Raw genomic sequence first — 23362 nt, 5'->3', positions numbered from 1 at the left:
TCGAGATTAGCACCACGTCCACCGTCCGCGGCAGGCGGGTCCGGTAGATTACTTCCACACCACAACTCCCCTGAGAGGCAGGCATGGACCAGACGCCGTGGATTCCCGTAAGCACTTCCGCATTGGAACTGGGTGAAGGGCTGCGGCGTACGCCCAACGGCGCCCGGTGGGTGGACCTGGTCAACGGGGAACTCTATGCCTGGGCCCCAGGCGGCGGCGCTCCGGTGCTCACCCACCGCCTCGCCGAACCCCTGGGCTTCGCCGAACAGGATTCCTCCGGGCGGCTGATCGGCGCTGCCGGCACCGGCGTCGTCGAGCTGCTCTCTGACGGCACGTCTGTTCCGCTGGCCGACACGGGACTGGACCCGGCGCGCTACCGCATCAACGACGGCGCTTTTGCACCGGACGGGTCGCTCTGGTTCGGCACCATGGTCCACGACGGCTCCGACCCCGACGGCGCGGTGTGGCGCTGGGACCCGGCGAGCGGTGCCGTCGTGCGCCTGCGCGGCGGCATCCCCATTCCCAACGGGCCGCTGTTCCTGCCGGACGGACACAGCGTGCTGATTTCGGATACCGACGCCGGAATAATCCTGCGGACGACGACGGCGAATCCCGGGTCAGCGGAGGAGTTCGCCCGGGCGCCGGGAGAAAACCCGGACGGCATGCACGTGGACCCTTCCGGACGGATCTGGAGCGCGGTCTGGGGCGCTGCGCGGCTTGACGTGTACTCCGAAAACGGCGAACGCCTGGCCGCCGTGCCGGTGCCGGTCCGGCAGCCCACCAGCGTGCTGGTCACCGGGGACCTGGTGCTGGTCACCAGCGCCGCCTCCGGCCTCTCAGACCCGGGGCCGCTGGACGGCTGCACCCTCACAGCAGCCCTGTCAGAGGTCCTGCCCTAGTCCTGCCGGGAACCGCCGACGAACCGCGCGCGCCCGGCCAAAAAGCCCATGCCCGCCGCGGCAGAACCGATCAGCAGGAACATCACCGCTGCGGGTGTGAAGGAGCCCGAAGCCGTGTGCAGGATACCCACGAGCAGGGTTCCGGAGGAGCCCACGCCGTAGCCAATGCACTGCATCATTCCAGACACCCGGCCCGCGGTGGCGGCGTCATGGGTGCGGAGCACGATCATGGTCAGCGCCAGCGCCGTCAGGCTGCCCTGCCCGACGCCGAGCATCACGGCCCAAAGCCAGACGAGATCCAGCGGGCCCAGGATGGTGAGGGCGAAACCGGCGCCCGTAAGGAGCGCGATGAATGCGTTCAGCCAGCCCTGGCTGCGCAGCCGGGCGGCCAGCGGAGGAGCCAGGAAGGACCCAAGGACCTGCACCACGATCGAACCTGCCACCACGTAGCCTGCTGTTGCGCCGTCGATTCCGCGTTCCCGCAGGATCGGGGCCAGCCACGCAAAAACGCTGAAGGACATCATGGCCTGCAGGGCCATAAATCCGGTGATCTGCCAGGCCAGCGGTGAGCGCCAGACCGAGGGGCCGGCGTCGTTGGTCCTGTCCGCCGGGGTGCGGCCGCGGCGCAGTGCCAGCGGCGCGAAGAGCAGTACCACCAGCGCTGCCGGCAGGGTCCAGAACGCGAGCGCGTCCTGCCAGGAGCCGGTGGCCTGCAGCAAGGGCTGGGTGAAGCCGGCGCCCAGCGCGGCTGCGGCGCAGATCGAGCCTGTGTACAGGCCGCTCATCAGGCCCAGCCGGTGCTGGAAGTCGCGCTTGACCAGGGTGGGGAGCAGGACGTTGACGACGCCGATGCCCGCCCCGGCGGCGATGGTTCCGGCGGCCATGGCGGTGAAGTCGCCGGTGCCGCGGACCGCGAGTCCGGCGGCCAGGACCACCATCGCGGCGAGGATCGTGCGCTCAATCCCCAGTCTCCGGGCCAGCACGGGCGCAGCGGGAGCCACCAGGCCCAGCAGCAGCACCGGGCCGGTGGTGAGCACGCTGACCAGGGCCGCGGGCATGCCGGAGGCTTCGGTGATCTCGGGAAGGATGGCAGAGAAGCTGGAGAAGACGGTGCGCAGGTTCAGGCCGATCAGCACAATGCAGACGGCCAGCAGGATGCCGGCGCTGCGCCGGGTGGGGGCCTTCGGCGGTGCGGTGCGTTCCGGCGCCTGGATCGCTGTGGCGGTGTTGCTCATGTCTCCGGTGTCCTCTCCCCCGAGGACAAGCCCCGTACGTTCGCAGGACAACGGTACGAGCAATTCTGTGGCCGGACCAAAACCTCCCCGTCGAGATGACAGAAACTGCCCGTATCAGCGCGGTATCGGACAGTTTCTGTCATCTCGATGGAATGGAGACGGTGTCGTCCGAATGTTTGGGAGCGGCGCATCCACGGATCCAGGCGGGGAAGACGGCAAGAACCCCGACGGCGGCGGCGAGGCTGAAGGCTCCCACCGGCGCATCCGGCGCGAGCACGGCCCCAAGGCCGACTGATCCGGCGGCCTGGCCCACGGCGAGCGCAATAAAGAGGGCAACCGTTCCGGCGGAGGCCTGCTCCGGCACAATCCGGACGCCCACACGATCAGCACCCCGCTCATCGCAATGTAGCTGGCTCCGAACAGCGCCGCGGCAGCGTAGGCGGCCGCCGCTGTCCCGGGAAATGCACCCATCAGCATGGTTGCTCCGGCCATCGGGAGGGTGGTCACCGTCCATGCCGTGCGCAGGCTCCACGCCTGTACGATTCTTCCTGCTCCTGCCCCGAGCACCCCAAAGGCTCCGAGAACCATCCACGCACCGATGGAGTAAAGCTCAGTCTCTCTTCCTTCCGCCAGAACAGTCCGGCCGAAGGTCCAGACTGCGGCACTTGACGCACCCGCCAGGCCAGCAGCAACGAGGGGCCGGCCCAGCAGCACCAGTTCCTTTCTGCCCGGGGCTGGGGCCGGGGCCGCCGGCTTCTTCTTCCGGTCGGACCGCAGCGTGGCACCGGTCGCCAGGATGACGACGGCGGCAATCGCCGCCCAGCCGAGCCTCCAGTGGCTGCCCACCAGGATCAGGAGCGACCCGGCCGCCACAAGGCCGGCGCCCGTCCCCGAATTCACGATGGTCTGCGCATTCTCCTGCCGCCGGGACTCCACATTGGATTCGATGAGGGTCACGAGTCCGGGCGTGGCAAAGCCTGCCCCGGCTCCGGCGAGGACCACTGCGGCCGCCAGGACTTCCGCGTTCGGAGCGGCGGCGACGCCCGCGGCACCCAACGCAGCTGTTGCCCCGGCCAGCACGATCACCAGCCGGGGCCGGGATCCCAGCCGGGCCGCGAGCAAAGCAGTTACGCAGTAGGAAAGGAAACTTCCGGCCTGGATCGCTCCGGACAGGCCGGGACCCATGTCGAAGGCTTCGGCGAAACGGGGCAGGAACAGGCCGTATCCGAAGCGGGCCAGCCCGTAGGTGGCCGCTATGAGGGCGAGACCGCTGGCCACCAGCTTCCACCGCATTGCAGCCCCTCCCCTTCGACCAGAACGATCGTTACAGTAGAGCAGAACTATCGTTGTGGATCAAGGCTGGTTAGAGTTACCGCATGACCACCGGAGCGAAACTCCCCGCCCGCGAACGGCTGCTCGCGGCAGCTGAAGACGTGTTCTTCCGCCGGGGTATCCGCGCCACCGGCGTGGACGAAGTGCTGCGCACTGCCAACGTGTCCGCTGCCAGCCTCTATTCGCATTTCGGCAGCAAGGACGGACTTGTGGCAGAGGCACTGCGCGTCCGCCTCGCCGAATGGCAGTCCGTCTGGGACGAGTGCGCGGTCAACGCCGGGAGCGACCTGGACCGGCTGCTGTCCGTCTTCGATGCCCTGGCCGCCTTTCGGGGGCGGCAGGCGGCGGCCCGCTGGTGCGCCTTCCTCGCTACTGCCACTGAACTGCCCGACGCCGGGGATGAAATATCTGCCGTCCTCGCCGCGGACACGGCGCTGCTGACCGAAAGGCTGCGCCACTTTGCCAAGCCGCTGGCTGGGAACCACGCCGCGGAGCTGGCCGACGACGTCGTGCTGGCCTACAACGGCACGCTTGCCGCGTACCTGCGTGGTTGCCCGGCGGACCCGATTTCTGCCGGCCGGCGGGTGGCTGCTGCGGCAGCTGCCGCCTACTAACCGAGGATCATCAATCGAGAGGCCAGTTATACGGCTGGTTTGAGCGCTCAAACCGGCCGTAACTGGCCCCTCGACGGGGGTCGGAAATAAGGGAACTAGCCCAGGATCATCCCCGCAGCACGCTCGGCGATCATCACTGTGGGAGCGTTGGTGTTGCCCGTGGGAACCATAGGCATAACCGACGCGTCGGCGATTCGGATTCCGGACAGCCCGCGCACCGTCAGGTCAGCAGGATCGACGACGGCGAGGTCGTCAGTACCCATCCGGCAGGTGCCAACCTGATGGTGGTAGGTGACCACGGAGTCGCGCACATACTGGGCCAGGTCTTCGTCGCTGTCTGAGACTGCGGGGCCGGGATGCAGTTCCTTGGGTTCCCAGTTGGCCAGCGCCTCGGACCGGCCGATCTCCCGGCACTGCCGCACCGATGCCACCAGTGCATCGACGTCGGCCTGCTCGCTGAGCGCACCCAGGTCGATCCGCAGCGGATCCTCCGGCGACGGTCCGGTGAGCGTGATCTCGCCGCGGCTCGCCGGACGCACCAGCCCGCCGAGCATGGAGAACCCGTTTTCCGGGCCGGTCATCTCGCCGCCCGCATAATCCTGCGAGTACATCGGCACGGAGAAGAAGATCGGCTGGGTGTCCGGCACCGGCAGCTCCGGGCGGGACTTGGCGAACATGTGCACTTCGGCAGGGGCAACCTCGCCGTCCGGCACGGGGCGGGCACCGGCGGAGAAGATGACCGGGGCCAGCAGGTGGTCCTGCAGGTTCTTGCCCACCCCGGGCAGGTCCAGGACGGGTTCGACGCCGGCGGCCTCCAGTTCCGCGGCCGGGCCAATCCCAGAGCGCAGCAGCAGCTCGGCCGAGTTGATCGCACCCGCACACAGGATGGTCTCCCCCGCGAGGGCCGTCTGCAGTTCCCCGCCAAGTTCGTATTCGACGCCGCGGACCACGCCGTCCTCCACCAGCAGCCGGCGCACATGGGCACCGGTCACCAGAGTCAAATTCGCGTGGTCCATGACCGGCTTCAGGTAGGCATGCCAGGTGTTGAACCGCTTCCCGTCCCGGACGTTGAGCTGCATCCGCGAGACACCCTCGACACTGCCGGAGTTGTAATCAGGGTTCAGCTCCAGGCCGATCTCCTGCGCACCGGCCAGCATGTCCTCCTGGACGGGATTGCGCGGGAAGTCCTGGACCACGTCCAGCAGGCCGCCGGTACCGCGCGTTTCGGAAGCACCGCCGTCGTAGTTTTCAATCTGCTTGAACACGGGCAGGACATCCTCCCAGGACCAGCCCTCGCACCCCGCATCAGCCCAGGAGTCGTAGTCCCAGCGGTCTCCGCGAACCCAGATGGACGCGTTCAGGGCGTGCGATCCGCCCATCACCTTGCCGCGGGGCAGATGGATGCGGCGGCCCGAGGCTCCGGCCTGCTCGGTGGTGTAGTAGTTCCAGTCCTGCGGGCTGTGCCAGAGCGCGCCGAGGGTGTTCAGGTGGGCGATGTCCGGGTTGGTGTCCTGGTCCCCGGCTTCGAGGACGGTGACTTTTTTGCCGGCGTCGAGCAGGCGGCGGGCGACGACGTTGCCGGCTGAACCGGCGCCGATCACAAGGTATTCGGTTTCCATGGAAGCTTCGTTGCTTTCGTTCGTTCTGACGGTGGAGTTAGTAGCTGAGGACCTGCGGGGCCCCGAGGGCCTTGAGGCCTTCGACGCCGAATTCGAGGCCGTAGCCGGACTGCTTGGCGCCGCCGAACGGCATCCGGGGATCCACGGCGCCGTGCTTGTTGATCCAAACGGTTCCGGCTTCGATCCGGGCAGCGACGGCCAGGGCCGCGTCCTTGTCCGAGGACCAGACGGAAGCCCCGAGGCCCACGTCCAGGGCGTTGGCCATCTCTACTGCCTCATCCACAGTGGAATAGCGGATGATCGGCAGGGCGGGACCGAACTGTTCCTGCGCCACCAGCGGATTGTCGTTGTCGATGTCCGCCACGAGGGTTGCGGGGTAGAAGTAGCCGGGCTGGTCCGTCTGCGGGTTTCCGCCGGTGACAATCCGCGCACCGGCGTCCTTCGCGGCCTGGACCAGGTCCGCGACGATCTGGAACTGTGCCTTGTTCTGCAGCGGGCCCAGGACGTTGTTTTCATCCAGCCCCACACCCATCGGCATGGCGTTCGCGACGCCGGCCAGGGCATCGACGACGGCGTCGTAAATGTCCTCGTGCACGTACAGGCGCTTCAGCGCCGCGCAGGTCTGGCCGGTGTTGATGAAGGCACCCCAGAACAGGTCCTCGGCGATCGCGGCGGGATCGGCGTCGGGCAGCACAATGCCTGCGTCGTTGCCGCCGAGCTCGAGGGTCAGGCGCTTCACCGTGTCCGCGGAGGAGCGGATGATCGCCTTGCCGGTGGCGGTGGAGCCGGTGAACATGACCTTGTCAATGTCCGCGTGCCCGGCCAGGGCCTCGCCCACGTCCCGGCCGCCGGAAACCACGTGCAGCACGCCCGCGGGCAGCGCCTGGTTCAGGACCGCGGCCAGGGCGAGGACGGAGAGCGGGGTGTATTCGGAGGGCTTCATGACCACGGTGTTGCCCATCCGCAGGGCCGGGGCGAGCTGCCAGATGCTGATCATCATGGGCCAGTTCCAGGGGCCGATCGCACCCACCACGCCCAGCGGACGGTAGTGCAGTTCCGCGCGGCCGCTGTTGTCGTCCACCAGCACCTCGGGTTCGAGTTCGAACGACGCCGTGGCGCGCAGCCAGGCGGCGCAGGCGCCCACTTCGAAGCGGGCGTTGGGACCGTTCAGCGGCTTGCCCTGTTCGCGGGAGAGCAGTTCGGCCAGGCCTTCGGCGGCCGCGTCGACGGCGTCGGCTGCCTTGAGCAGGTACGCGGAGCGTTCGGCGTGGCCGAGGGCGGCCCATTCCGGCTGGGCCAGGCGCGCGGAGGCAACGGCAGCCTCAAGGTCTGCAAGCGTGTGGACGGGAGCGGCCGCGACCACCTCGCCGGTAGCCGGGTCCAGGATGTCGCGGGACTCCGGCGCTGCCGGAATGGCACCCAGCAGGTCCTGGAAGCTGGTGAGGGATTCGGTGGTGTGCATGATTGCTCCTTTGCAAACGGCGGGACGGATCGCTCATCCCACTGTGTGCCAGGTCACGCTTTATTGCTTGGCTTTGCGCGTGCGCCAGTTGACTAACCGTGCACGGGTTCTCAGCGGCCTGCCCGGTACGCCGACGGCGACTGCCCGTACGCCGCACGGAACACCCGGCTGAAGTGCGCCGGATCCGGAAGCCCCCACCGCGCACCGATAGCCCCGACGGGAACGTCTGCCTGCAGCGGATCCGCGAGGTCCCGGCGGGCACCGTCCAGGCGCCGGGCGCGGATCCACGCAGCAGCGGTGGTGCCGGAGTCCTCGAAGAGCTTGTGCAGGCTGCGGACGGACATAAAGTGCGCGGCCGCGATGTACCCCGGGGACAGGTCCGGGTTCGCCAGCTGCCCGTCGATGAAGTGCTGCACCCGGCGCAGCAGGCGCTCCTGGCCGCCGGCTTCCGCGTCCGGAAGCGCGTGGGCCTCATCCGCCAACAGAGTGGAGAGCAAATCTACGGTGTTCATGGCCAGCCGGTGCCCGATCGGGCCGTCCAGTTCGGGCAGCATCCGCCCGATCTGCGTCAGGAAGGGAACGACGGCGCGGCCCAGCCGGTGCCCGCGGCCCAGCCGGACGGCGGTCATCTCCGCCATGTCCTCGGGTGCCAGCCCGAGCAGCTGCTTCGGGAACATCAGCACCAGGGTGGTGAACTGCTCGTGGAACGTCAGGGTGTAGGGCGCGCCGGTGTCATAGATGGCCAGGTCTCCGGGTTCGAGGACGGCTTCACGGCCGTCCTGGACCAGGATCCCGGTTCCGGAGAGCTGCAGGCTGAGTTTGTAGAACCCGCCGTCGGCCCCGTTGATCAGCTCCGGTGTCCGCTCGACGCAGTGCGGCATGGCGTCCACCTGGACAATGGCCAGCTCACGCAGCCGGCGGCCGGTCAGACGACCGGAGAACGCCGCAGCGCCCGGCTCCACCGGAGTGGCTTCGAGCGGCACGAACGATTCGGAGACGAGTCTCTTCCACTCCGGGAAACTCGACGCGTGGGCTACGTCCGGTGCCGTGTCCGCTGATTTGACCATGCCTGTCCTCCGCACTGAGCCGGCCTGTTTCAGCTGAACCTATCACCATGGGCTGAGGTCGGGCGGCAGGGTTACGGCGTGATGACGGCCTTCAGCGCACCTTCCCGGGCCCCGGCAACCAGGGCTGCTTCGACGTCGTCGAGCCCGTGGCGTGAGGTGACCAGCCCGTCCAGGTCCACCAACCCGCGGGAGGCGATGTCAACGGCGAGCGGCCAGGTGTTGGCGTACCGGAACGTCCCGGTGATGGTGAGTTCACGGCCCTGGACCAGCGGAACCGGCAGTGCGATGGTGTCCGCCCCCATGCCCACCAGCACGCAGCGGCCGCGCGGTGCCAGCCGCTGAATCCCGGACAGCACAGCGGGTTCGGCGCCGGTAGCATCGACGAAGACCTGATACTCCGGGGCAGGTTCGGGCGCATCGGCCGAGGTGAAGGTGTGTGCAGCGCCGTAGCGGGCCGCCGCGTCCAGCCGTTCGGCACGGACATCCGTCACCGTCACGTCGGCACCGGCGAGCGTGCAGACGGCAGAAACCAGCAGCCCGATGGGCCCGGCTCCGGCCACCAGCACCTTGTCGCCCAGCTGCACCTGGCCGGCTGCCCGGGCAGCAAGCGCAACGCTAAGCGGTTCGAGGAGGGCAGCGGCGTCGTCGGATACGTGCTCCGGGACGGGATGGCTGAAGGCTGCCGGATGGACAACGTATTCAGCAAAGGTCCCGTCTACCGGAGGCGTCGCGAAGAAGCGCACGTCGGGATCCAGGTTGTAATGCCCGGACAGTGTCTGTTTCGAGTACGGCTGCGGAATGCCGGGCTCAAGTGAAACCCGGTGCCCCACCCGGGCCGGGTCAACACCGTCGCCCACCGCTTCGATCCGCCCGGACGCCTCGTGCCCCAGCACCAGCGGGGATTCCACGACGAAACTGCCGATGCGCCCCTCGCGGTAATAGTGCGTATCGGAGCCGCAGACCCCCACGGACGCGATCCGCACGAGTACCTCACCGGGGCCGGGGACCGGCACGGGCCTGTCCTCGAGGCGGAGCTTGCCCGGGGCATCGAGTACCGAAACGCGCATAGTGGACGACCCGCTCACTTGACCGCTCCCATCGACAGGCCTCGGACCAGCTGTTTCTGCGCGACCCAGCCGGCAATGACCACGGGAAGGGAGGCGAGCACGGACGCAGCGGACAGCTGTGCCAGGTACAGGCCTTCGCTGGTCATCTGTGAAACCAGGAACACCGGCACCGTGGCCGATTTAGCCGCCGTAAGGTTCAGGGCGAAGAAGAACTCGTTCCAGGCGAAGATCACGCAGATCAGCGCCGTCGCCGCGAGGCCCGGAGCCACCATCGGCATCAGCACCCGCCACAGGGTCTTCAGCAGGCCGGCGCCGTCCATCTGCGCTGCCTCCAGCACTTCGGAGGGAACCTCCTGGAAGAAGGAACGCATCATCCACACGGCAATGGGCAGGTTCATGGAGGTGTAGAGCACCACCAGCGTCCAGACATTGTCCAGGACCTTCAACTGCCCGGCAATCACGTAGATCGGCATGATCACCGCCACCACCGGCAGCATCTTGGTGGAGATGAAGAAGAACAGCACGTCCTGGGTGCGTTTCACCGGGCGGATGCTCAGGGCGTAGGACGCAGGGACCGCCAGGATAATCACCAGCAGGGTTGAAACTCCCGTGGCAATCGCCGAGTTCACGAAGTAGCTGCCGGCGCCGGCGTCGAGTACCGCCCGGTACTGGTCCAGGGTGGGGGTGAAGAAGAACGACGGCGGATTGGAGGCGGCCGCTGATTCCTGCTTGAAGGAGGTCAGTACCATCCAGAGCACCGGCGAGAAGAACCCGATGGCAATGATCCAGGTGAAGACGGTAATCAGCGACGCCCCGGCGCGCGGCTTGGGTTTGCGCCTTTGCGGCGGGGTGCCGGGAACTGCGGGGGTGCGTTCGGCCGGAGCCGGCGGTGTCTGGGTGGCCACGGCTAGTCCTTCGTGTCGAAGCTGCGGAAGATCAGGCGGAGGGCGAAGGTGGCCACAATGATCGTGGCAATCACCACCACCACGCCCATGGCTGCGGCCTGCCCTATGTCGAAGCCGAGGAAGGCCCGCTGGTAGATGTAGAAGGGCAGGTTGGCGCTGGCGGTGCCGGGGCCGCCGGCGGTCATCAGGTAGATCTGGTCGAACGTGTTCACCACGTAGATCGCGCCGAGCAGCACACCCAGCTCGATGTAGCGGCGCAGCTGCGGCAGGGTGACGGAGAAGAACGTGCGCCACCAGCCGGCCCCGTCCACCTGCGCGGCCTCCAGCACGTCCTTGGGCTGGGCCTGCAGTCCGGCCAGGACCAGCAGCATCATGAACGGCGTCCACTGCCACACCAGGGACATCAGGATCGAGGCGATCGGGTGGGCGGAGGTCCAGTCCACCGGGGAGATGCCCACCAGGCCGATTAGCCAGTTGAGCAGGCCGTAGCTGGGGTTCAGGATGGACACGGACCACAGCAGCGAGCCGGCAACCGGCATGATCAGGAAGGGTGTGATCAGCAGTGTCCGCACGATGCCGCGGCCGGCGAAGGAACGGTCCAGCAGCAGGGCGAAGATGATGCCGAGGATCATCGCGAAGAACACGCAGCCCAGGGTGAAGATCACGCTGTTCAGGGCTGCCTGCCGGAATGTTGAATCGGCGAAGATCTCCACGTAGTTGGAGAACCAGACGAACCTGTCACCTTCAGGATTGAGCAGGTTCCAGTTCTGCAGCGAGTACCAGATGGTGAACAGGAACGGGACCTGGGTGACGATGATCGTAAAGATCAGCGCCGGCAGCAGCGGTCCGCGCCGCCGCCAGCCTTCCGCCCGGGACATTCCGCCGGACTGCCGCTTCTCGACGTCGCGGCGTGCCTTCGCGTTGTGCCGCTCTACCAGCGTGGTCATGAGCTCTCTCCTGACTGGTAGCTCTCGGCGACGGTTTCCGCGTACCGCTGGGACTGTTCCAGCGCTTCCTCGACGGTTTTCTGGCCCGCGATAGCGGCGGAGATCTGCTGCGCCACCCGGGTGCCGAGGTCCTGGAACTCGGGGATGCCAACAAACTGGAGTCCTGGATAGGGCACGCTGCCCGTCATGGACGTTTCCTGCGAGGCGCCGGCCATTGCGGAGAGCGTGGGCTCGGCGTAGGCCTGTGCCACTTCGGCGTATTCGGGGATTTCATAGGTGGAGAGCCGGCTGCCCGGGGGAACACGTTCCCAGCTGATTTCCTCCCCCACCAGTTCGATGAAGTCCTTGTCCGTCATCCAGGAGATGAAATCCCACGCTGCGTCCTTTTCCTCACTGGTGGAGGGGATGGCCAGGGACCAGGAGTACAGCCAGCCCGCCGAATCGGTCTTTTCGACCGGCGCCGGGGCATAGGCGGTCTTGCCGACCACCAGGGAGGAGTCCGGGTCTTCCACGGTGGAAACCATGGCGGTGGCATCGAACCACATGGCGGCGTTGCCCTGGCTGTAACGGGTCAGGCAGTCGCCGTAGCCGCTGGTTGCCGCCCCGGGCTGGCCGGAATTGCGGATCAGGTCCACGTAGTCGGTGACGGCAGCTTTCACTTCGGGGCTGTCCAGGGTGGCGTTCCAGTCCTCATCAAACCAGCTGCCGCCGTACGTGTTGATCATGGTGGTCAGCGGGGCCATGACCTCGCCCCAGCCGGCCAGTCCGCGCAGGCAGATGCCGGAGAATCCGTCGTCCGGGTTGTGCAGGGTCTCGGCGAACCCGGCAATGTCTTCCCAGGTGGGCTGTTCCGGCATGGTGAGCCCGGCTTCGTCAAAGAGGTCCTGGCGGTAGGCAAGGAAGGCTGATTCGCCGTAGAACGGGACCGAGTACAGGTCATCTTCGTAGCTGAGCGCTTCGCGGATGTTGGGAATGAAGTCATCCGGATCGTAGCCCTGGGTGTTGTCCGCGTAGTCCTGCAGGTTGGTCAGCCAGCCGTTCTCCGCCCACATGGGCGTTTCATAGTTGGACACCATCACGACGTCGAACTCGCCGCCGCCGGTGGCAACCGAGGCGGTGATCTTGGCACGGGCCTCATTCTCCGGCAGGGACACGAACCGCACGTCGACGTTCGGGTGCTCTTCCTTGAACTGGTCCTGCAGTGAGATGGCATCCGTCATCTGCGGATTCGAGACGATGGCCACCACGATCTCCTGGCGTCCGTCAGCATTAGCGCTGCCGCAGCCGGTTAGCACCAATGCTGCTGCCGCGGAGGCCGCTGCGAGCTGCCTTGCCGTGCGTCCGCGCCGCTCCGGCCGGCTGCGTCCTGATCTCATACGTCACCCTTGCTCATTTGAGATTTTTCCTTGCGCTCATTTGGGGAGTGACTCTAGTCATATAGACTCAAATGAGCAACAAAGGATTGCTCGTTCGGGAACAGGGAGGGCCGAATCATTACCGGAACAGGTGCCTCCCACGAGGAGCTCCTAGCCAGGATTGGCCGGGATTACTACCTCAGCAACCACTCCAAAGTGGACATTGCCAAGGATTACGGGATTTCCCGGTTCCAGGTGGCCCGCCTGCTGGACGAGGCCCGCGCACTGGGAATCGTGCGCATTGACGTCCGCTTTCCGGAAGCAGCCGCAGAACTTGCTCCGGAGCACCTTGCTGCCGCCCTCGGCGTCGAACATGTCCGCATCAGCCCCACCGGTGCTGACGACCGCGCAACGCGCGAGACAATGGCCCAGCATGCGGCGGCTGAAATCATGTCGGCAGCCGCGCCGGGAGCCAGCATCGGGGTTTCCTGGTCCCGCACGCTGGACCTGGCGGCCCGCTACGTCACCAACCTGCCGCCCTGCAACATCGTCCAGCTGGCCGGTGCCCTGCCAGTTCCCGGCAGCGGCAATTCCCTGGAACTGATCCAAAACCTTGGCCGGCACGACGGCGTTGCCACCTGGCCGCTGTGGGCTCCGCTGGTGGTGGAAAACGCCCTGACCGCACAGAGCCTCCGCCGCCAGCCGGAGATTGCGGACACACTTGCCAAGGCCAGCTCACTCGACGCCGCCGTGGTGGCCGTGGGCGCCTGGGTCCCTGGACTATCCACGGTCTGGAACCGCGTGGACAACCACCTCAAGCTCGAAGCGGCCGAGGCCGGCGCGGTGGCTGAATGCTCCGGCAGGCTGATCGACGCCGACGGGCGGCCGGTGCGTTCGGAACTGGATGAGCGGGTGCTCGCCGTCAGCCTCGAACAGCTGCAGAGCACTCCCCGGGTGGTGGCGGTCGCGCAGGGGGCCGCCCGCGCCGATGCGGTGCGTGCGGTGCTTGCCGCCGGGTTTGTGACCACGCTGCTCATCGATGAGGATCTGGCCGTCGCCCTCTCCGGCCGGTGAGCTGTTCCCGCGCACAAACCAGTGACCCGGACCACGCGATTAGTCCCTCCGGCAGGCGTACGGTAGAGTTCTAAGCACGCCGCGGGGTGGAGCAGTTCGGTAGCTCGCTGGGCTCATAACCCAGAGGTCGCAAGTTCAAATCTTGCCCCCGCAACCAAAGAAAATGGTCCTGAACCGGTTCGCCGGATCAGGGCCATTTTTGCATCTCCGCCTTCTGCGTCCACCCAAAGAAGCGGACGTGATCTGGGACTCATCGCTGACGCGATGTGACGCGGATATTCGCCGGCATTGATAGCCGGATTCTTCCCTTGGCTAATATCGGGAACGTTGGCTGAAGCCACGGCTCGCCTGTCCATGCGGCAGCCCAGCGGTGCAGGAGTACTTCCTACATGCACGTGGTTCTTTTCACCACATTCCATAGTTAGGAAGAACTTGTGCAAACCGCTCTGACCCGCAGGCTGGGGGTGCCCGGCATCGTCCTGATGGTGGTCGCCGCTGCGGCCCCCATCACCGTTGTCGCGGCCAACTTCCCCCTCATCCTCACCGTCTCCGAATCAGTCGGCATGCCCCTGATGGTGCTGGCCGCCACGGCCATCCTGCTGCTGTTCTCGGTCGGCTACGCCTGGATGACCCCCCACGTGCCGGATGCCGGCGCCTTCTACTCCTACGTCGACCGCGGGTTCGGCCGCCGGGCCGGGCTCGGCACCGCAGGACTGGCGCTCTTCGCCTACGTCCTGCTGACGGTCTCGATGACCTGCTACCTGGGCGTGCAGGCAGGAAACCTGATTGAGCTCTGGACCGGGGTGCTGGTCCCCTGGTGGGCAATCTCTGCTGCCATGATCGCCGTCGTCGGCTTCCTGGGCTACCGGGACATCAACCTTTCCGCCAAGGTGCTGGGCGCCGTCCTGGTCCTGGAAGTTGCTGCTGTCCTGGCCATCGACCTCGGTGTGCTCTTCTCCGGCCGGGAACTCACCGCCCTCCCGTTCAGCCCGGCCGAAGCCATGTCCGGTGCACCCGGCCTGGGCCTGCTGTTCGCCTTCCTTGGCTTCTTCGGCTTCGAGGCGACGGCGGTGTTCCGCAACGAGGCCAAGGATCCGGAGCGCACCATCCCCCGGGCCACCTACATCGCCGTGCTGTCCATCGGCGCGCTGTACATCCTCTCTTCCTGGCTGATCATCAGCGGCCTCGGGGCCGGCAACGCCGTGGCCCTGGCCACGGACAGCCCGGACAGCGTGGTTGTCGGCTTTGCCGGGGAAATCCTCGCCCCGATCATGACGGACATCGTCCAGGTGCTGGTGGTGACCAGCATGTTCGCCTGCATGCTGGCCTTCCACAACATCGTCTCGCGCTACCTCTTCACCCTGGGCCAGCGCGGGGTGCTGCCCGCCGGCCTGGCCGCCGTCCACCCCGCCCACGGCGCACCCTCGCGTGCCTCCTTCTGGGTTACCGGCGTGACCGCCGCCGTCGTGCTGGTCTCCGCCGTGGCCCAGCTGGATCCGGTACTGGAGATTTACACCTGGTACTCCGGCGCAGGGGCCATCGGCGTGATCGTCATGATGACCCTGACCAGCTTCGCGATCGTAGGCTTCGGTACGCGCGGCGGCGGAGTCTCCGCTCCCGGCATGGTGCGGGCCGCGGCTGTGGCCGGCGGAATCGGCCTGCTCGGCGTGCTGGCACTCTCCCTCTGGAACTTCCCGTTCCTGGTGGGCGGCAACCTCGCTGCCATCATCTGGGGCGCAGCCCTGGTGATCGTGTTTGCGGTGGCCGCCGCCCTGCCGGCCAGCACCCGCCCGGCGCCGGCTGACGCCCAGGAACCGGCGGACGCTTCCCGGCGCTAGCCGCCCTCCCGGTTCCCGTGCCCGCGGACGAGGTTTTCGACCGTGGCGCGGGAACCGGCGTCGTGCAGTGAGGCCAGCGCCTGGGTGTAGGCCTCGACGAAGCGCTCGTTGGAGGCCAGGTCACCAAAGAGCTCGGGCTGGGAAATGAAGGCCAGCGGATCTTCGCGGTTGTGTGCCGCGGCCGCCATCAGCGGTTCGCGCAGCCGGTCGACGACGTCGATCTCCGCACCCTGCTCGTCGGTTCCCTCTGCGTAGCGGGCCCAGCTGGCCACAATGGCTGCCGAGCGGTGGATCTCGCCGCCGGCGTCGAGGTTTTCGCGGATCACCGGGAGCAGCCATTTGGGAATCCGGTCCGAGCTTTCGGCGCAGAGCCGGGCCAGGGTATCCCTTACGTGTTCGTTGGAGAATCGTTCGATGAGTTTGTGCCGGTACTCATCGAGGTCGACGCCGGGCAGGGGCTTGAGCGTGGGCGTGGCTTCGCGTTCCATGTAGTCCAGCAGGAAGCGGGAGAAGAGCGGATCCTGGCAGACCTCGTGGGCGTACCGGTAGCCGGCAAGGTAGCCAAAGTAGCACTGGCCCTGGTGGCTGGCATTGAGCAGCCGCAGCTTCATGAGTTCGTAGGGCTCGACGTCGCCCACCACCTGCACGCCGGCGTCCTCGAACGGCGGGCGGCCCTGCGGAAAGTGATCCTCCAGGACCCACTGCTCAAAGTCCTCGCTGACTACCGGCCAGGCATCCTCGACGCCAAAGTCCTCCGCGACCATGTCCCGGTCGGCATCCGTGGTGACCGGGGTAATCCGGTCCACCATCGAATTGGGGAAAGCCACGTTCGCGCGCACCCACTCCCCCAGCTCCGGATCCCTCAGGTCGGCAAAGGCAGTGAACATTCGGCGGGCAACGTCGCCGTTGCCCTGGATGTTGTCGCAGGACATCACGGTGAACGGCGGGGTGCCTGCCTCGCGGCGCCGGGCAAGGGCCTCGGTGACCAGCCCAAACACCGTAGCCGGGACCGCCCCCGGAACCAGGTCCGCCTGCACGCCCGCGTTGCCGGCGTCGAACTCCCCGGTGACGTGGTGGAAGTTGTACCCGCCCTCGGTGATGGTCAGGGAGACGATCCGCGTCTGCGGTGAGGCCATTTTGGCGATGACGGCTTCAGGGTCCTCCGGAGCCAGCAGGTACTCGGTAATGGAGCCGATGACCCGACCTTCACGGGTTCCGTCCGGATTCTTGAGCACCAGCGTGTAGAGGCAGTCCTGGGCATCCATGACCGCCTTCATCGCCGAGTCCTGCGGCAGCACACCCACCCCGCAGATGCCCCAGTCCAGGGCCTTGCCCTCGTTCATCAGCCGGTCCAGGTACATGGCCTGGTGTGCGCGGTGGAATCCGCCCACCCCGAAGTGAACAATGCCGGTGCGTACCGCGGCGCGGTCGTAGGTCGGAACGGCCAGGGCTTCGGTGAGGCCGGCCAGGGACTCGGTTTTCAGTTTGCTCATGGGTCACACCTGTGGGACGAGCGGATAGGTGCGGCTCAATTTATCATGTGAGCATCACAGTTCCACTCAAATGAGCAAACATGGCCGGAGCGCGGGGCTAATCCACCAGCTCAGACTGTGTTTCGATGAAGTCCCAGTCCTGAACACCCAGAATGGGGTCTATGACGGGGCCTCCCGCTTCGGCAATCCGGTCCTGAACCTTGGGCGGAATCCCGTCCTGCCGCAGGTTCTCCCGCAGCCACTGCTTGGCGGTGGTGTCGAGATACGGCCACCATCTTTCGATCCTGATGGGTTGCATGGTTTGCCCCCTTTCCGTCGCGGTGAGTCCACGGTGCCACCGGCCACAAAGGGGCGCAAGGGGTCCAGCGAAGACCGCCGAGGATGGCAGGCAGGGAATATTCGCCGGGGGGATAAACCGCCTTCTCAGCGGCCGTATTCAGCTTCGCGGGGGGTGTCCGCCGCAGCTACGGAAGCGTGGTGATGCTCTCGATCGCCGCCTTGGCATCTTCTGCAAGGCCCTGCGGGATCGGCGCCGACTTGGCCGCTTCGGCGGAGGCTTCCTGGCCTTCCGGGCTGATGACGTACTGCCCGAAGGTCTTCACCAGCTCCACGGTGTCGGCATCCTCATAGCCGCTGCAGAAGATCTGGTAGGAGATCAGCACCAGCGGATACGCTCCGGGAGCAGTGGTGGTGCGGTCAAGGTGCAGGGCAATGTCATGGTCGCTTCGCCCAGGGACCCGTGTGGCCTGCTCGACGGCGATCGAGGCGGCTTCGGCGCTGATCGGAACGTACTGCTCTCCCACCTTGAGGTTCACGGTGCCCAGCGAGTCATCCACCACAGAGTCATCCGAGTAGGCAACGGAGCCTTCGGTGCGGGTGACGGTGCTGATCACGCCGGCGCTGCCCTGCGCGTTTTCGCCGCCAAGGCCTCCGGGCCATGAGCCGGAGGGGTCATTCGGCCAGGCTTCGGGAGCGGCTTCGTGCAGGTATTCGGTGAAGTTCTCCGTGGTGCCGGAATCGTCGGCGCGGCTGACGGGCGTGACCCGGGTTTCCGGCAGTTTCACACCGGGGTTCTGGGCTGCGATTGCCGGATCATTCCAGAATTCGATGTCGCCGCGGAAGATCCTGGCGATCGTGTCCGCATCCATGTTCAGCGACTCGATTCCGGGCAGGTTGAAGGCAACGGCGATCGGGGAGATGTAGGCCGGGATGTCCAGTGCGCCGTCGGGCCCGCAGACCTCACGCGCTTCCCCCAGCTCTTCGTCCTGCAGGTAGGCGTCCGAGCCGGCGAACTGCACCGCGCCCGCCAGCAGGGCGTTGCGGCCCGCGCCCGAGCCGTCCGGGGAGTACTGGACCTGCACCTTGGGGTGCAGCACCCGGAAGCCGCCAATCCAGGCATCCATGGCCGGGCCCTGGGCAGTGGAGCCCGAGCCGGAGATGATGCCGGACAGCGTGGATGTGCTGTTCTCGGCCGCTTCGCGCTGCTCCTCACCCAAGGGATAGTCAGATCCGCAGGCGGTTAGCGCCAGCGCAGCGGCGGCGGCAACTGCCAGGGCGCGGAGTGAACGGGAAGTGCGCACGAAGGTGCTCCTTTAGGGGCTGTTCTTGGGGCCAACCGGCGTTAACGGCGTTTTGGCGGGCAGCTGGGCATGCCCAGGGGCACAGCGGTGCTGCCGCCAGTTCAAGGCTAGCCGCCGATTAGTCTCCACCGCCAACTGGGAGCGCCTCCCACCCTTGGCCGGGCAACGCCCAGGTGCAAAGATTGGCCGGACCGCGGACCGCTGCGGACCGTCCCGCCGAAAAGGCGCACGGCAGCGCGGTCCCTGCCCCGAGGGGGTTCCGTGCTGGTCGCTGCCGCTATTTTTACCCTGGTTTCCGCCGCCGTCCACTTCTATTTCTTTGTGCTGGAGTCCCTGCGCTGGAATGTCCCGGAGACCATGGGCGTGTACGGAATCACATCCTCCGATGATGCGCAGACCACCCAGCCGCTGGCCTACACACAGGGCTTCTACAACCTGTTCCTCGGCGTCGGGGCAGTGCTGGGAGTGCTGCTCGTGGGGGTAGGCAACCCCGTGGCCGGCATGACGCTCATCAGCTTTTCCACAGCGTGCATGGTGCTGGCCTCCGTGGTGCTGCTGGCCAGCAGGTGGCCGCTGGCACGGATCGCGATGATCCGGGGCATTCCGGCACTCTTTGCACTGGTGCTGGCCCTTATGGGTTCCTGAGCCCCCAGCGGTTGCCCGGAGGGCGTTCGCTATGCGGGTGCGGGGGCGTCGTAGGCCGCAGCGGTCCAGAGATGAAATAGCGCGTAGGCACGCCAGGGCCGCCACGGTTCCGAGAGTTCAGCGGCCTGACGCGGGGTTCCGACGCCGAGTGCCCGACGCAGCACCAGGTCGCCGGGAACGAACGCGTCCCGGTCCCCGGCGGCCCGCACCGCCAGGTAATCCACCGTCCACGGGCCTATTCCCGGCAGGGCGAGGAGGTCGGCACGGGTACCGGCACCGGTCCCTGCCAGTTCGAGCCCGCCGTCCACTGCTGCTGCCAATGCCTGGATGGTCCTTGCCCGGGAACCGGTGATCCGCACGGCGGACTGCAGTTCGTCCGCCCCGGTCCCGGCCAGGCGCTGCGGCGACGGAAAGAGCCGGAAACCCCCAGGCCCGGGTGTGCCAAATTCCGCAACCAGCCGGGAGCCGAAGGTCCGTGCCGCAGCCAGCGAAACCTGCTGTCCCAGCACGGTCAGCACGGCCGTTTCCCACGCGTCCACGGTTCCGGGGATCCGAAGTCCCGGCCGCGCCGACACCAGCGGAGCCAGGAGAGGAAACCCCGAGAGGAAGCTGTCGACGGCGGCGGCCGGGGCATCCAGGTCCAGCCACCTGCGCAGCCGGGCCAGCACCGCATCGTCGTCCGCCGGCTCCCCGCCGGCAAACCGGACCGTCACACTGCCCGGCGCGCCAAAGGCGACCTCCACCAGCACCGGGCTTCCCAGCATCGTGCCCCCTGGCGCCGGAAGCAGGCGGGAGACCGAGGCGGCCGTACCGCCGAACTGCACGGATTCGAGCCCGGGGACCGCATGGGCAGCGAGGCTGCGGACCAGCGGAATCCAGGGAAACGGCTCCGCCACGGGCACAAGGTGGGTCCTCGACACTGCTGGCTCCGCGGGTTTCCCGGTCACTCGAGCCCGGTCATCCGCAGGGTGATGTTGATCCGCCCCGATTCGAGGCCGGTCTCCGGATCGGCCGTGCCGGGAAGGGTCTTGGGTACGCCGTGGTAGGCGAATCGGGAGTGGCCGCCAAAGACGAACAGGTCACCCGATACAAGCTCAAGATCGGTGTAGGGCTTGGTGCGCGTCTGTGTATTCCCGAAACGGAATATGCAGGTGTCGCCAATGCTGAAGGACACTACCGGAGCACTGGAGCGTTCATCCTTGTCCTGGTGCATCCCCATGTGGGCGCCGTGGGCGTAGAAGTTGATCAGCGCAGTGTCGGGGGTGTAATCCTCCGGGGCGATGATGTCCGGCGCGTAGCCTGCTTCCCCTTCTGCGAAGTACGCGGCGCGGACGGCATCACGGCCCAGTTCGATCAGCCAGCCGGGGACGTCGGCGACCCGGCCGCCGCCGGCGTCGTTGGCTGTTCGCGTGTATTTGTAGGGCTGCCAGTGCCAGCCGAGGCAGACCGTCTGCACGGACATCCTGTGCCCGCCGGGCAGCACCGCGGAGCGCATGGGGACCGGCCCCACGGCCCAGGCCCGGCACGCTTCGACGATCTCGCGCTGGCGGGACGGTTCCAGCCAGCCGGGTACGTGCACAGCCCCTGCTGAGGGTGCGGAGCGTTCGCGGGGGAACAGCGCTCCGGTCATGCTGCAGCCTCCATCGCCAGAAGGGCGGCTTTGGCTTGGGTGCCGCCCAGGTAGTTGCCGATCTTCCCGTCCGAGCGGACTACGCGGTGGCAGGGCACCACCACCGGAAGCGGATTCCGGGCGCATGCCGTGCCGGCCGCGCGGACGGCCCCGGGGCTCCCGGCAAGGGCAGCGAGGGCCGCATAGCTGGCGGTGGAACCGTAACCTATATCCGGCAGATGCTCGACGACGGTGCGCCGGAACCCGGTGGCCAGCCGGAAGTCGAGCGCCAGGTCGAACACCTTGCGCGTCCCGGCGAAATACTCCTCCAGCTGCCGGACCGGTTCGGCCAGGCGTTCCGGCGCTTCCAGGATCCGCGGGCTCACCCGCAGCGCCAGCTGCGCCAGCACGGCGTCGTGCCCTTCAATTCCAAACCCGACCCGCACCAGGCCGGCCGGGGTCGCGGCGAGCAGCAGCTCACCCACCGGTGAGGGCATCACGGTGTAGGCGACGTCCAGCAGGTCCTGCTCCTGCGCTGCACTTGTGAGCCGGGTGTGCAGGCGGGCAAGGGCTGCGTCTTCACCGGTGCTGAGTCCGGCCAGGGTGTCCGGCGTCATCGCAGTTCCTCCGTTTCCAGGGTTCGAAGTTTCTTTATGCCGTCTGCTGCTGCCCGCCGGCACGCAGCTTCCGTGCTGTCCAGGAGGACGGCGACTTCCGCGAAGGGCAGTCCGGCCAAGTGATGGTAGGCCAGGGTTTCGCGCTGGCGCTGCGGCAGGGTCCGGAGTGCCGCCCACAACCCATCATGCTGCCCGGGGCCGGCCGTCTCGGCGCCGGCCTGGTCGGGCAGCTCGGGCACCAGGACCGGACGGCGCGCAGCCGCCCGGTGCACGTCAATCGCTTTGCGTTTGGCGATCGTCACCAGCCAGGCCTGCACGTTCGCGCCCGGGGGCAGCGAGGGGTACGCGCGCAGCGCCGCGAGGAACGTCTCCGACCACGCGTCCTCGGCGTCGTCCGGTCCCAGGACAGCGCGGCAGACGCGCAGCACCACAGCTCCGTGTTCCCTGACGATCGCTTCGAACGGTTTCACTTCCACATACTGTAAACGCGCGGCAGCGGTGTTTTGTGAGGTGGGCACCCCCGCCGTCGCCATCACGTCATCTCAGCGGGCCGTACTCCCAGCCGATCCCGGGCCCGGGCGCGGGCACGCCGTGCGAAGGCCCCGCACCGTTCGCAGTGAAACCGGCGGATGGGTCCGTTCCGCCCAGCAGTGAGCGGGTCATGGCTTCGCGCTGCCCGGACAGGTCCGCCGCGGCCGCGAGAAGGTGCCCGTCGGCCGGACCCTCTCCGGCTTCGGCTGCCGCGAGGATGGCACGGCGCACCAGTTCCCGGGCGAACGACGCCGTCGCCCCGTCCGCCTGTTCCGCCACCGCAGCGAGGGCGCCCGGGGAGAACACGCCGGCGGGAGCGTAGAGCTCCATGAGCCGGACGCGGTCCGCCGAACCGGGCAGCGGGATTTCGACGGCGAGGTCCACGCGTCCGGGGCGCTGGGCCAGGGCGGGCTCCAGGATGTCCACCCGGTTGGTGGTCATGATGAACGCAATGTCTGCGTCGGCATCGAGACCGTCCAGGGCATCGAGCACCTGGAAAAGCAGGGGCTGTGGACCGTGGCCCATGCTCCGGTCTTCGGCAACAAGGTCGATGTCCTCCAGGACCACCAGGGACGGAGCCATGGCGCGGGCGAGGCTCGCCGCCTGCGAGATGGCGCCGAGCGCAGCGCCGGTGAGCAGGACCGCCGTCGTGCCCGGACTCTCACTGAGCAGGTGCCGGACGGTGTGCGTTTTCCCTGTCCCGGGCGGGCCGTAGAGCAGGACTCCGCGTTTGAGGTGCTGGCCGGCGGCCTGCAGGCGTCCCCGGTGCCCGGCGATACCCAGGACGTGGCTGCGGACCCTCTCGAGGACGCCGTCGGGCAGGATCACCTTGTCCCTCGGGAGCGAGGGTCGCTGCAGGAAATTCACGCCTGCACCGCCGGGCCCGTAGGGATCGAAGCCAAGCGAGATAACCTGGCCCCGCAGGATGCTGTGGACCCTCAGGTGCTCCTGGACGGCTGCCAGGACAGCAGCCGCGGCGGGACGCTCGGCCGCCATGACGGCCAGCTGCACGTCGGGACTGCCGGTCTGCGGATCACCCTTTCTCTGCAGGACGGCTACCGGGACCCCGCCGTGCGAGAAGAGCCGCACACCGAGGCCTACCGCTTCCCGGCTGCTGTCGGGTCCGACTGCAATGTTGACGAAGTCCGGCTGGCCCACCGGGATATACCCGTAGCCTTCCTCCTGCACAATGTCGGACAGACCGAGGTGCTGGCGCTGCTGTCCCCCGCCGAGGCCGATCAGCGTACTCTCCGGGTCCTGGGCAGCTATCTGTTCCATGGCAATGTCCACGTCGGCAAAGCGGTGGAACGGAATCGATTCCACCACGATCGGCACGTCCTGGGCAGGCAGCCCGAGGTGCTCGCTGAGGGCATCCCGAAGGCGCTGCCGGTCCGAGGACGCGGCACGCTGCTGCTGGGCCAGTTCGACGGCGGTGTTGAAGCTGGCCAGGAAGGCGGCGAGGTTTTTCTCCAT

22 protein-coding genes and 1 tRNA gene are annotated in these 23362 nt (G+C 67.4%); 6 read left to right on the top strand and 17 right to left on the bottom strand.

Going from position 1 to position 23362, the window contains the following annotated elements:
• Positions 1-83: 83 nt before the first annotated feature.
• Complete coding sequence (locus ABFX29_RS04775; protein ID WP_152225303.1) at positions 84-899, top strand: SMP-30/gluconolactonase/LRE family protein; 816 nt, start codon at positions 84-86, stop codon at positions 897-899.
• On the opposite strand, the gene ABFX29_RS04770 is transcribed toward ABFX29_RS04775, so the two are convergent.
• Together ABFX29_RS04770 and ABFX29_RS04765 are read right to left on the bottom strand one after the other, a co-directional pair.
• The gene (locus tag ABFX29_RS04770; protein ID WP_152225301.1) at positions 896-2134 is read right to left on the bottom strand and encodes a CynX/NimT family MFS transporter; all 1239 of its coding nucleotides are present in this window, start codon (positions 2132-2134) and stop codon (positions 896-898) included. The genes ABFX29_RS04775 and ABFX29_RS04770 overlap by 4 nt on opposite strands.
• Before the next feature lie 114 nt (positions 2135-2248).
• Positions 2249-3427: an MFS transporter gene (locus ABFX29_RS04765; protein WP_211372322.1), complete on the bottom strand. Its 1179-nt coding sequence runs from the start codon at positions 3425-3427 to the stop codon at positions 2249-2251.
• Positions 3428-3510: 83 nt separating this feature from the next.
• On the opposite strand from ABFX29_RS04765, the gene ABFX29_RS04760 reads away from it, so the two are divergent.
• Positions 3511-4080: a TetR/AcrR family transcriptional regulator gene (locus ABFX29_RS04760; protein WP_152225299.1), complete on the top strand. Its 570-nt coding sequence runs from the start codon at positions 3511-3513 to the stop codon at positions 4078-4080.
• Positions 4081-4175: 95 nt separating this feature from the next.
• Here the strand turns inward: ABFX29_RS04760 and ABFX29_RS04755 are convergent, their stop codons facing one another.
• The 7 genes from ABFX29_RS04755 to ABFX29_RS04725 form a co-directional block, all read right to left on the bottom strand.
• On the bottom strand, positions 4176-5699 hold the full coding sequence (locus ABFX29_RS04755) for a GMC family oxidoreductase (RefSeq protein ID WP_152225297.1): 1524 nt from the start codon (positions 5697-5699) through the stop codon (positions 4176-4178).
• Between the two features lie 37 nt (positions 5700-5736).
• A complete protein-coding gene (locus ABFX29_RS04750) occupies positions 5737-7161 on the bottom strand; it encodes an aldehyde dehydrogenase family protein (RefSeq protein ID WP_055242372.1) in 1425 nt (474 codons plus the stop codon).
• A gap of 110 nt (positions 7162-7271) precedes the next feature.
• Complete coding sequence (locus ABFX29_RS04745) at positions 7272-8228, bottom strand: AraC-like ligand-binding domain-containing protein (protein WP_152225295.1); 957 nt, start codon at positions 8226-8228, stop codon at positions 7272-7274.
• A 71-nt stretch (positions 8229-8299) separates the two neighbouring features.
• The gene (locus ABFX29_RS04740) at positions 8300-9313 is read right to left on the bottom strand and encodes an NAD(P)-dependent alcohol dehydrogenase (RefSeq protein ID WP_338079127.1); all 1014 of its coding nucleotides are present in this window, start codon (positions 9311-9313) and stop codon (positions 8300-8302) included.
• Positions 9310-10200 (bottom strand): carbohydrate ABC transporter permease, encoded by an 891-nt coding sequence (locus ABFX29_RS04735; protein WP_152225292.1) that lies wholly within the window; start codon positions 10198-10200, stop codon positions 9310-9312. Before ABFX29_RS04735 ends, ABFX29_RS04740 begins: the two co-directional genes overlap by 4 nt.
• Positions 10201-10202: 2 nt before the next feature.
• Entirely contained in the window at positions 10203-11147 is a 945-nt protein-coding gene (locus ABFX29_RS04730) for a carbohydrate ABC transporter permease (protein ID WP_055242366.1), read from the bottom strand.
• Positions 11144-12523 carry an ABC transporter substrate-binding protein gene (locus ABFX29_RS04725; protein WP_152225290.1) on the bottom strand — a complete coding sequence of 460 codons (1380 nt, stop codon included), beginning with the start codon at positions 12521-12523 and terminating at the stop codon, positions 11144-11146. Before ABFX29_RS04725 ends, ABFX29_RS04730 begins: the two co-directional genes overlap by 4 nt.
• Positions 12524-12718: 195 nt before the next feature.
• Between ABFX29_RS04725 and ABFX29_RS04720 the strand changes: the two genes are divergently transcribed.
• From ABFX29_RS04720 to ABFX29_RS04710, 3 genes are all read left to right on the top strand, one after another.
• Positions 12719-13576, top strand: a complete 858-nt coding sequence (locus ABFX29_RS04720; protein WP_246167201.1) for a sugar-binding domain-containing protein — start codon at positions 12719-12721, stop codon at positions 13574-13576.
• A gap of 80 nt (positions 13577-13656) precedes the next feature.
• Positions 13657-13733: transfer RNA gene (locus ABFX29_RS04715), tRNA-Met, on the top strand.
• Positions 13734-14010: 277 nt separating this feature from the next.
• On the top strand, positions 14011-15414 hold the full coding sequence (locus tag ABFX29_RS04710; protein WP_152225286.1) for an APC family permease: 1404 nt from the start codon (positions 14011-14013) through the stop codon (positions 15412-15414).
• On the opposite strand, the gene ABFX29_RS04705 is transcribed toward ABFX29_RS04710, so the two are convergent.
• From ABFX29_RS04705 to pstS, 3 genes are all read right to left on the bottom strand, one after another.
• Complete coding sequence (locus ABFX29_RS04705; protein ID WP_152225284.1) at positions 15411-16907, bottom strand: mannitol dehydrogenase family protein; 1497 nt, start codon at positions 16905-16907, stop codon at positions 15411-15413. The two genes, ABFX29_RS04710 and ABFX29_RS04705, sit on opposite strands and share 4 nt — an antisense overlap.
• Before the next feature lie 97 nt (positions 16908-17004).
• Positions 17005-17205, bottom strand: coding sequence for a hypothetical protein (locus ABFX29_RS04700; protein ID WP_152225282.1), 201 nt, complete (start codon positions 17203-17205; stop codon positions 17005-17007).
• Between the two features lie 166 nt (positions 17206-17371).
• Positions 17372-18487, bottom strand: a complete 1116-nt coding sequence (pstS, locus tag ABFX29_RS04695) for a phosphate ABC transporter substrate-binding protein PstS (protein ID WP_152225280.1) — start codon at positions 18485-18487, stop codon at positions 17372-17374.
• Positions 18488-18748: 261 nt separating this feature from the next.
• On the opposite strand from pstS, the gene ABFX29_RS04690 reads away from it, so the two are divergent.
• On the top strand, positions 18749-19132 hold the full coding sequence (locus ABFX29_RS04690) for a DUF1304 domain-containing protein (RefSeq protein WP_170287695.1): 384 nt from the start codon (positions 18749-18751) through the stop codon (positions 19130-19132).
• A 29-nt stretch (positions 19133-19161) separates the two neighbouring features.
• Here the strand turns inward: ABFX29_RS04690 and ABFX29_RS04685 are convergent, their stop codons facing one another.
• The 5 genes from ABFX29_RS04685 to ABFX29_RS04665 form a co-directional block, all read right to left on the bottom strand.
• On the bottom strand, positions 19162-20028 hold the full coding sequence (locus ABFX29_RS04685) for a DNA-3-methyladenine glycosylase family protein (protein ID WP_275124632.1): 867 nt from the start codon (positions 20026-20028) through the stop codon (positions 19162-19164).
• Positions 20029-20075: 47 nt separating this feature from the next.
• Positions 20076-20762, bottom strand: coding sequence for an alpha-ketoglutarate-dependent dioxygenase AlkB family protein (locus ABFX29_RS04680; RefSeq protein ID WP_152225274.1), 687 nt, complete (start codon positions 20760-20762; stop codon positions 20076-20078).
• Positions 20759-21358, bottom strand: coding sequence for a methylated-DNA--[protein]-cysteine S-methyltransferase (locus ABFX29_RS04675; protein WP_152225272.1), 600 nt, complete (start codon positions 21356-21358; stop codon positions 20759-20761). Before ABFX29_RS04675 ends, ABFX29_RS04680 begins: the two co-directional genes overlap by 4 nt.
• Complete coding sequence (locus ABFX29_RS04670; protein WP_387011830.1) at positions 21355-21828, bottom strand: RNA polymerase sigma factor; 474 nt, start codon at positions 21826-21828, stop codon at positions 21355-21357. Before ABFX29_RS04670 ends, ABFX29_RS04675 begins: the two co-directional genes overlap by 4 nt.
• A gap of 67 nt (positions 21829-21895) precedes the next feature.
• The gene (locus tag ABFX29_RS04665; protein WP_152225268.1) at positions 21896-23362 is read right to left on the bottom strand and encodes an AAA family ATPase; all 1467 of its coding nucleotides are present in this window, start codon (positions 23360-23362) and stop codon (positions 21896-21898) included.

This window comes from Arthrobacter gandavensis (assembly GCF_039528575.1).
GTDB classification, from domain to species: Bacteria; Actinomycetota; Actinomycetes; order Actinomycetales; family Micrococcaceae; genus Arthrobacter_B; species Arthrobacter_B citreus_B.
This window is presented reverse-complemented; position numbering and strand designations above follow the sequence as displayed.

Bases quoted from the DNA above. Each gene is read 5' to 3' on its own strand.
- ABFX29_RS04665 (WP_152225268.1), bottom strand. From the start codon at position 23,362: ATGGAGAAAAACCTCGCCGCCTTCCTGGCCAGCTTCAACACCGCCGTC.
- ABFX29_RS04700 (WP_152225282.1), bottom strand. From the start codon at position 17,205: ATGCAACCCATCAGGATCGAAAGATGGTGGCCGTATCTCGACACCACC.
- ABFX29_RS04680 (WP_152225274.1), bottom strand. From the start codon at position 20,762: ATGACCGGAGCGCTGTTCCCCCGCGAACGCTCCGCACCCTCAGCAGGG.
- ABFX29_RS04775 (WP_152225303.1), top strand. From the start codon at position 84: ATGGACCAGACGCCGTGGATTCCCGTAAGCACTTCCGCATTGGAACTG.
- ABFX29_RS04675 (WP_152225272.1), bottom strand. From the start codon at position 21,358: ATGACGCCGGACACCCTGGCCGGACTCAGCACCGGTGAAGACGCAGCC.
- ABFX29_RS04760 (WP_152225299.1), top strand. From the start codon at position 3,511: ATGACCACCGGAGCGAAACTCCCCGCCCGCGAACGGCTGCTCGCGGCA.
- ABFX29_RS04745 (WP_152225295.1), bottom strand. From the start codon at position 8,228: ATGGTCAAATCAGCGGACACGGCACCGGACGTAGCCCACGCGTCGAGT.
- ABFX29_RS04765 (WP_211372322.1), bottom strand. From the start codon at position 3,427: ATGCGGTGGAAGCTGGTGGCCAGCGGTCTCGCCCTCATAGCGGCCACC.
- ABFX29_RS04755 (WP_152225297.1), bottom strand. From the start codon at position 5,699: ATGGAAACCGAATACCTTGTGATCGGCGCCGGTTCAGCCGGCAACGTC.
- ABFX29_RS04705 (WP_152225284.1), bottom strand. From the start codon at position 16,907: ATGAGCAAACTGAAAACCGAGTCCCTGGCCGGCCTCACCGAAGCCCTG.
- ABFX29_RS04770 (WP_152225301.1), bottom strand. From the start codon at position 2,134: ATGAGCAACACCGCCACAGCGATCCAGGCGCCGGAACGCACCGCACCG.
- ABFX29_RS04730 (WP_055242366.1), bottom strand. From the start codon at position 11,147: ATGACCACGCTGGTAGAGCGGCACAACGCGAAGGCACGCCGCGACGTC.
- ABFX29_RS04750 (WP_055242372.1), bottom strand. From the start codon at position 7,161: ATGCACACCACCGAATCCCTCACCAGCTTCCAGGACCTGCTGGGTGCC.
- ABFX29_RS04725 (WP_152225290.1), bottom strand. From the start codon at position 12,523: ATGAGATCAGGACGCAGCCGGCCGGAGCGGCGCGGACGCACGGCAAGG.